General features: G+C 31.6%; 8 protein-coding genes. All 8 read right to left on the reverse strand.

Annotated features, from left to right (window positions below):
* On the reverse strand, window positions 1-583 hold a 583-nt coding region (locus ABWP60_RS09215; RefSeq protein ID WP_353151674.1), incomplete at its 3' end, for a magnesium chelatase domain-containing protein.
* A gap of 111 nt (window positions 584-694) precedes the next feature.
* Window positions 695-2,704, reverse strand: coding sequence for a protein-disulfide reductase DsbD family protein (locus ABWP60_RS09220; RefSeq protein ID WP_353151677.1), 2,010 nt, complete (start codon window positions 2,702-2,704; stop codon window positions 695-697).
* Window positions 2,688-4,004, reverse strand: a complete 1,317-nt coding sequence (gene tilS, locus ABWP60_RS09225) for a tRNA lysidine(34) synthetase TilS (protein ID WP_353151680.1) — start codon at window positions 4,002-4,004, stop codon at window positions 2,688-2,690. Before tilS ends, ABWP60_RS09220 begins: the two co-directional genes overlap by 17 nt.
* A 289-nt stretch (window positions 4,005-4,293) precedes the next feature.
* Window positions 4,294-5,595, reverse strand: a complete 1,302-nt coding sequence (locus ABWP60_RS09230) for an anthranilate synthase component I family protein (RefSeq protein ID WP_353151683.1) — start codon at window positions 5,593-5,595, stop codon at window positions 4,294-4,296.
* Between the two features lie 6 nt (window positions 5,596-5,601).
* Entirely contained in the window at window positions 5,602-6,012 is a 411-nt protein-coding gene (locus ABWP60_RS09235) for a hypothetical protein (RefSeq protein ID WP_353151686.1), read from the reverse strand.
* Between the two features lie 10 nt (window positions 6,013-6,022).
* Window positions 6,023-6,967, reverse strand: a complete 945-nt coding sequence (locus ABWP60_RS09240) for an NAD(P)H-dependent flavin oxidoreductase (RefSeq protein WP_353151689.1) — start codon at window positions 6,965-6,967, stop codon at window positions 6,023-6,025.
* Window positions 6,968-6,979: 12 nt separating this feature from the next.
* Complete coding sequence (locus tag ABWP60_RS09245; RefSeq protein ID WP_353151691.1) at window positions 6,980-8,605, reverse strand: S8 family serine peptidase; 1,626 nt, start codon at window positions 8,603-8,605, stop codon at window positions 6,980-6,982.
* Between the two features lie 34 nt (window positions 8,606-8,639).
* A partial coding sequence (locus ABWP60_RS09250; protein WP_353151693.1) for an aminomethyltransferase beta-barrel domain-containing protein occupies window positions 8,640-9,259 on the reverse strand: 620 nt, incomplete at its 5' end.

Here is a 9,259-nt window from a genome sequence, read left to right on the forward strand (position 1 = left end):
CAAAATCGAATTCTGGAAATTCAAGGTTTTTAGAAAATTCTTCTTTCGTATCAATTAGGGTCGGAATTAGAGTTTCTTTACCTTCAAAAAAATTAATGACTTGCAACACATTATCAACGCCATACACTTCCAAACCTTCCACTATAGCGGCTTCTTTTACATTTTGTCTGGGTAAGATAATTCCTGTAAAACCTTCTTCTTTTGCTTTAATAGCTATAGATAATGCTCCGCGAATTGGCTGTAAACCACCATCTAAAGACATTTCGCCCATAATGATGTATTTTCCAACTTCGTCAGCGTTTATTTGACCAGAAGCAGCTAAAATTCCAATAGCTAAGGTTAAATCATAGGCAGAACCTTCTTTCCTTAAATCGGCAGGCGCCATATTTATGGTGATTTTTTTTCCGGGAAGGTTGTAATTGTTGTTTTTTAGAGCTGCAGCAATACGATAACTGCTTTCTTTAATTGCGGAATCTGGTAAACCTACTAAATGGTATCCGATTCCTTTATCGATATTTACTTCTACAGTAATGGTGGTGGCATCTACACCGAAAACGGCGCTTCCATAGACTTTTACTAACATGGCGTGTACTTTTAAAATTGGCTTTTATATTACAAATGTAGAAAAGTTTTTGAAATAAAAAAATCTGTATAAAATGATTTCATACAGATTTTATAAATATTTAGAACTAAATTATTTTTTAAACTTAGCAATTCCGTCTTCTAACCATTTTTTATATTCTTCAATATTGGTATTAAATGCCATTGGTGTCACTCCTTCTAAATCATTACCTTCATTATCAATAATAACATATAAAGGTTGCGAATTACTTTTATACCTAGAAATTTGTAAATCTGTCCATTTGTTTCCAATAGTAATTACTTGTTTTCCAGTGGTTTTAGAAAGGTATTGTTGCGATTTTGGTAACTCAATTTTTCTATCACAATACAAAGAAATCAAAACTACCTTTTCTTTTAATATTGGTAATATTGACTTATCTGACCAAACATTGTCTTCCATTTTTCTGCAATTTGCACAGGCATCACCTGTAAAATCTAAAAAAACTGGTTTACCTACTTTTTTCGCGTAAGCTAAACCTAACTCGTAATCTTCAAAAGCAACAATACCGTGTGGTCCATTGTGTGCGTGTTCTGGTAATTCAGCTGTACTCGAATTCCCATTTCCAAATCCTGATGCGCTTTCTGCATAAGTCATTGGAGGTGTTAATCCGCTTAATATTTTTAATGGTGCGCCCCATAATCCTGGAATCATATAGAAAGTAAAGGTGGTAACGATGATAGCCATAACCAAACGCCCTACTCCTATTTTATCTGCTTTTTCATAATCGTGCGGTAACATATATTTTCCAAACAAATACAACGCCCAAGCTGCAAAAACGGCAATCCAAATGGCAATAAATAATTCTCTTTCTAACCAATGTTTTTGCAACACCAAATCGGCGTTAGATAAAAATTTGAAGGCAAATGCCAATTCTAAAAATCCTAATGACACTTTAACTGTATTTAACCAACCTCCCGATTTTGGCATTGAATTTAACCAACCTGGAAACATAGCAAATAACATAAATGGTAAGGCAATGGCAATAGAGAAACCTAACATCCCAATAATTGGTGCCAAACCGCCTTTTGATGCTGATTCTACAAGTAATGTACCAACAATAGGTCCTGTACAAGAAAATGAAACCACAGCTAAGGCTAATGCCATAAAAAAGATACCTACTATTCCGCCTTTATCTGCCTTTGAATCAATTTTTGTAGCCCATGAACTTGGTAAAACTATTTCAAAAGCCCCTAAAAATGATAATGCAAACACTACTAACAAGGCAAAGAAAATTAAATTAAATGTAACACTTGTAGATAATTCGTTTAGTGCTTCTGCACCAAAAATCCCTGTAATTAAGGAACCTAATAAAACATAAATAGCAATAATGGCTAACCCATACAGGATAGCATTTTTAATACCTGCAGCTTTGGTTTTACTTTGTTTGGTAAAAAAACTTACCGTCATTGGAATCATTGGGAAAATACAAGGCATTAAAAGTGCAGCAAAACCACCAAGAAAGGCCAAAAAGAAAATAGTCCATAAACTTTTTTCTTCTTTTTTAGGAGTTGGATTATTAGAATCTTTTACACTTGTAACAGTTTGTTTTGTAGAATCTGCATCGTTTGTAGCAACCGAATCTGTATTCTTTGCAGCTGAATCAATAACTGTTTCAGTTGTTTCTAAAACTTTTAATTCTGGTAAATTAAATTTTAAATTGGCTTCTGTTTGCACACATTTTCCATCTATACAAGCCTGTCCATCTACACTTACATCTACAGTTTTTAATTTTGAATTTAAAATTTTAATTCGTTGCGTGAATTTTGCTGTATTTTGAAAATAATATTCTTCTATTTCAAATATTTCATTAAACGATTTTTTATATTTACCTTCTTTAGTTTTTCCTATTAATTGGTAGTTTCCTTTTTGATTTTTAAACGTAAAAACCAACGGTAACGCACCACCTTCTGGTGTGAACTGAGAATATAAATGCCAATTATTTTCAATATTAGCAGTAATAATTAAATCCAATTCTGTATCAGAAACTTTAACGACACTTGAACTCCATTTTACAGGTTCTACAATTTGTGCTGTTCCAAAAAAGGTAACTAATATCGCTAATAAACTAACTATTTTCTTCATTATTATAGGTTATTTGTATTATATTTTGATTGGTGTTTTCTGGCTTAAATCGTTCGTCGGATCGATGTCCTATTATCCAAACAATTTTATTGTTACTTTCTAAAATAAAAGCTTGTTGTTTTTGGAATAACGTGAATTTTTCATCTTTAAAATACTTACTAACTTTCTTTTTTCCTTGCATTCCAGCTGGATAAAAATAATCGCCAGAATTCCATTTTCTTATGGTTAACGGAAATTGTAACTTCGATTCGGCTACAAATATAACGTTCTTGTTTTGATTTGAAATGTTACTGAAGTTACAAAAACTGAAATTTAACGGAAAATTAGTAATTTCAGTAATCGAATGAAAAACAATGGAATTAAAATCAGTAGTTTTTTGGGAAAGAAGCAAACAATCCCTATCTTTCAATAGCACATAGTTTTCTGAAAAAATTTGCTTTCCTGATTGAGAATGCACTAAATCATATACATCATTCCAAGCTGTAAATCCATATTTATGAAGCCATTGATATAAATACGCTTTATAGTTTTTATAATGAAGTAAAGCTGGAATATTAATTTTTAATTGTTGTTTCTGTTCTGAAACTACTTTTTCATACACCAACAAAACCGCATCATATACTAAAGATTGTTGCTGATAAAGATGTTCAAGAGTATTTTGAAAGGATTGTAAAAACGAATCATTAATTTCCTTAAAAACAGGCACAATATGATGTCTGATTTTATTTCTTACATATTTATCCGAAGCATTGCTGCTATCTTCTCGCCATTGTAATTGGTTTTCAGAGGCATAATTTTCAATTTCTTTACGAGAAAAAGGTAACATAGGTCGAATTATATTTCCGTTTTTTGATGGAATTCCAAGTAAACCTTCTAAGCCTGTGCCTCTAGAAAGATTAATCATAAACGTTTCTGCGACATCATCAGCGTGATGCGCTGTAATAATATAATCGAAGTTTTCTTGTTCTAAAATCTCGTTAAACCAATTGTAACGTAAATTTCTGGCTGCAACTTGTGTAGATAACTTATGGATTTCAGAATAGTTTATAGTATCAAAATTTTTAATAAAACAAGGAATCTTATGCTGTTCTGCGTAGTTACTTACAAATTTTTCATCAGCATCACTTTCCAAATTTCTTAATTGAAAATTGCAGTGTGCCAAAGCAAAATTAAAATTTAATTTTTGAAATAAATGTACCAAAACCATACTATCCACACCGCCACTTGTAGCCACAAGAAGTTTCTTATCTTGTAAGAAAGAAAAATTAATATCAATATGGATTTTAAACTTTTGAAACATTATTTAAGTTAAAAAGGGTTAAGTGATAAGGGATAAGTTACTATCATTCAACTTAGACTTTTAGTTTATTTATTAGCGAATTTAACATTTTTTCAATTTCTAAAGTTAATTTATTTCTAATCCTCAACATTTTTGTTTGAAAAAAAATTTATTGGCGATATTTTTTGCCACAGATTTCATGGATTTCAGGGATTTTTTCTGTGGTAATAAATAACATCAGTAGCTATCATAGGAAAACATAAATTGACTATCTTGTTACTTTGATACTTTGATACTTTTTACTTTTCCCTTAAGCTGTTTCATTCAAAACCTCAAACATGGCTTTTGCTTTCAATAAACATTCTTCATATTCGTTTTCTGGAATGGCTTCAGCAGTAATGGCACTTCCAACAGAGAAACTTAAATATTGATTTTCTGAATTATACAAAATACTACGAATAACCACATTAAAATCAAAATTTCCTGAAGGTGTAAAATAGCCTACAGCTCCGCTATATAATCCTCGTTTAGTTTCTTCTAATTCTTCCATAATTTTCATGGCAGAAATTTTCGGTGCGCCAGTCATACTTCCCATTGGAAAAGTCGTTCGTAAAATTTCAATTGGTGAAGTGGTATGCGATACATTGGAAATTACAGTTGAAATCATTTGATGTACTTGTTTAAAGGAATAAATCTCACACAATTCTTCTACTTCAACACTGCCTTTCGTAGCGGTTTGAGATAAATCATTTCTAACCAAGTCAACAATCATAATATTTTCTGATCGCTCTTTTGGGTTGTTAAAAAGAGCTGTTTTATTTTGTTCGTCTATGTTTGAGTCAGTATCACGCTTTGCGGTTCCTTTTATTGGCTGAGAAATTACTTTTTCATTCTCTTTTTTCAAATAACGCTCTGGTGAGGCCGATAGCAAATACTGCTGATTTTTCTTGAAATAAACAGCAAATGGCGAATCAGATATTCTATTTAATTTTTGATAAATTTCCGATGGTTCAATTAGAGCATTATTCGCATAAAATTCCATACAAAAATTAGCCTCATAAATATCACCTCGATGAATGTGAGCTAATGTTTTATGGACTTTTTTTATGTAATTTTCTTTAGAAATTCTTTGTTCAATTGCAACATTTGACTTTTGACTTTTGATTTTTGATTGATTTAAAATGTCTTCATAATCAGAGTCAATTTCATCCTCGCACATATTTAGATATTGGATTTCTAAACTATTTTCTTTCAATAAAAAGATTTTTTTTGGCTGAAAAAAATATAAATCAGGAAAATGTAAACCATCATAATTTTTTGAATCCAACGCTTCAATATCGTTTTTTAAATCGTATGATAAATATCCAAATAACCAATCGTTTGTTTTAGATTGGTATTGATACAAATCTTCAAATGCCTTTTCATAATCGGTTTGAATAGAAGTGAATGCTTCCACAGCTACAATTAAATCATAAGACTTATATAACTGATTTTCATTACTTTCTATATTGCTATCTAAAATGATTGTTTCACTGAATTGCTGACTCCAATATAAAATTTGCTCTTTAAAAAGAGTTGGATTTTCTATGTGTTTTGTACTAGTAGTTCGCAAGAGATATTATTTTTCGCCTAAATAAATTAAATCATATTCAATAATCATTTCATCATTTGCAATATAAATTTGTTTGCTACTACCCGCATTTTTTGGAGATATAATAGTAATTGCGGTATCTATTCCTAAATTATCAACACAAAAATATTTATTGGAAGTTCCTGATTCATTTTCTACTTTATCTTCATACTTTAAAATACTATAAAGTTGAATAATTTCAGAATATACTACAAAGCGATGTTTGTCTCTATCCAAATTAATCAATAATTCAGTGGGTTGCGTTTTAGACCATTTAGACCATTCGCCTTTTTCGTTTTTTTGAGAAACAGAATAATTAACTGTTTTAAATTGGTACGTTTGAGAAAATCCCAATTGTGTACCTAAACCTAATAACAAGACAAAAATTATTTTTTTCATTTTATATCTATTAAAATTGAATTTCATTTACACTGCTTTTTGCTGAATTAAATTCAGTAATAACATTAGAAATAATCGTTTCCACAGGAAGTATATCATGAATTAACCCTGCAATTTGTCCTATTTCCAATTCACCTTCAACTAAATCGCCTTCAAACATACCTCGTTTGGCTCTTGCTCTGCCTAATAACGTTTTTAAATCTTCAACGGAAGCACAATTGGCACAAGCCTCTTGAATATCATTAAAAAATTTATTTTTAATTAATCTCACAGGTGCTAATTCTTTTAAAGTAACTAGTGTTTCACCCTCTTGAGTTTCTATAATAGTTTTTTTAAAGTCAATATGCGCACTTGATTCTATTGAAGCAGCAAACCGACTTCCCATTTGTACACCATCTGCACCTAATACCATAGCGGCTAACATGCCTTTTCCAGTTGCAATTCCGCCTGCTGCAATTAATGGAATAGTAATATTTTCTTTAACCATTGGAATCAATGTAAGTGTAGTAGTTTCCTCTCTACCGTTGTGTCCACCTGCTTCAAAACCTTCAGCAACAACAGCATCTACACCAGCCTCTTGGGCTTTTAATGCGAATTTTGAACTACTCACTACATGCACAACTGTAATTCTTTTTTCTTTAAGAAAAGAAGTCCATGTTTTTGGGTTTCCTGCAGAAGTGAAAACAATTTTTACACCTTCGTCTGCTATAATTTGCATGATTTCTTCGATGTTTGGATATAACATCGGAACATTTACACCAAATGGATTTGATGTAGCTTTTTTACATTTTTGAATGTGTTCTCTTAGCACTTCTGGATACATTGAACCCGCGCCGATAAGTCCTAATCCTCCAGCATTACTTACAGCACTTGCTAATTTATAACCACTATTCCAAATCATTCCTCCTTGAATAACTGGATATTTTATTCCAAATAATTGTGTGATTTTATTCATTTATTTGTACTCCTATTTTTTAATAATTTTACCAATCTGTTCTTTAGTAGAAATGTATCTGTAATAATATATACCATTTGGTAAATCTTCTAAATCAATAAAGGCGTTATAAGACCCTTCAAATTCTTTTTCAGCTACTTTTTGCCCCAATGTATTTATGATTTCAATTGTTCCTTTTTCGGAAGCATCTTCAAGATGCAAAAACATTAGATCTTGTGTTGGGTTTGGAAAAACAGTAAAATATTTTGGTGCTTCCTCAACAATTATTTCCAAATTTAAAGCGGCAGTTAATGCTGATTGAAAATCTGGAATTCCGTAGCCTTTTTGTATGGTAGGATTACTATAATTATCTGATGATTGTTTAATGAATTGAACCACTTGCTGGGCCGTTAAATTGGGTACAGCTGACCAAAAAGTAGCTACCATTCCAGCAATAACAGGACTAGAAAACGAAGTTCCATTTGAATTATATATAGTACCCGTTGGAGAACAAACCGTTGTTCCTAAACCTTTCGCACAAACATCTGGCTTCACGCGACCATCATAAGAAGGACCTATAGAACTAAAGGTAGCGTATTGTTCTACACTATTAACGGCACCAATTGTTAATGCCCCAATGGCATCTGCTGGTGTACCAATATGTGGCTCAGATGTGGCACCTGAGTTACCAGCACTAATTACAACAACAATTCCTTTATTAAATGCCATGTTAGCTCCCTTAGAAGAAAATGTTTTATTTCCTATCATGTCATCATATTGATGAGAATAATTAGGATTGTCGTAACCAAAATATCCTAAAGAAGAATTAATTATATCGGCGCCATAGTAATCTGCTAATTCGGCACCTTCAACCCAATAGGATTCCTCAACTGGATTTTCAGAATTAATATCTTCTGTGATGAATAAATAATAATTGGCATTTGGAGCCGTGCCTACTAATTGTCCTTCTGCAAAACCGCCCATAGTAGATAACACATTGGAGCCATGATTATGTCTTGAAAAATAATTCGCGTTTTGATCTGGAAAATTATATCCGCCTAAAATTTGATTATTTGTTATTAAATTTTGAAATGGAATAGCTGTATTAACTCCTAAAAATCCTGAATCTAAAACCGCAATGACCTTTCCTTGTCCCGTATAATTTTGTTGGTGTAATAAATGTCCATTAAGCATTTCAATTTGATTCTGAGAACCGCCATAATTATAAATTACTTGTGTTTCAAATTGTTTGTTTACTGCTGAAATTTTATTGTTTTGAGAAATTCTTCCACCTGGATTTAAGGAATGATTGGCAAAAGTAATATGATTTACAAAACTTAAACTTGTTAAAGTTTGGATATTGGTTTGTGTACCTCGAATATGTAACGCATTCATCCATCTTGATTTTGCCATAACTGTAATACCAGTAGTAGCTGCAATTTGGGTAATATAACTTTGCTCTACAGGAACATCAGTAATATCTAAAGAAATATTTTGAGCCATTCTTCTATCCAAAGCTCGTTGTGTCAACATAGTTAACGGATTAGCTAAAAAAGTTGCTGAACTTGGCTTATCATTAAAATATACCCAAGCATCTTCAATTTGGGCAAAACCCAAGTTGACTACACCTAAAATAAATATAAAGTATATTTTTTTCATACTGCAAAAGATTAATCAAATATAGCAAATTTAGTTAAGAAATCACGCCACTGCCTAGTAATTCATCATCTATATACCAAGCCACAAATTGCCCTTCGGTAATAGCAGATTGCGGATTTTCAAATTGTACATACATTCCGTTTTCGAATTGATGTAATGTTGCTTTTTGCAACGGCTGACGGTATCGAATTCGTGCCATTACATTTTTAGTTTCTCCAATATTCAATTTTAAATCTTGGCGAATCCAATGTACTTCTTTTGCTTTAATGAATAAGGCTTTTTTAAATAATCCAGGATGATTGGCTCCTTCACCAACATAAATTATGTTATTTATTATATCGGTTTGAATTACAAATAATCCTTCTTTTGTTCCACCAACATTTAGTCCACGACGCTGTCCATTGGTAAAATAATGTGCCCCTTGATGCTTTCCTTTTACAATTCCGTTTGCTTGTGAATAGTCTTTGTTTTTTGAATAAAAAACCAATGCTTCTTCTGTATTTTCAAAATTAGGAAGTATTGAATTATAGATTTCATTAGTAGAAGGAATTTCAACAATTACACCTTCTTTTGGTTGTAACTTTTGCTGTAAAAATTCCGGTAAACGCACTTTTCCAATAAAACATAAGCCTTGAGAATCTTTTTTCTCAGCCG

The sequence above is a fragment of the Flavobacterium sp. genome, from assembly GCF_040402895.1.
Lineage (GTDB): Bacteria > Bacteroidota > Bacteroidia > Flavobacteriales > Flavobacteriaceae > Flavobacterium.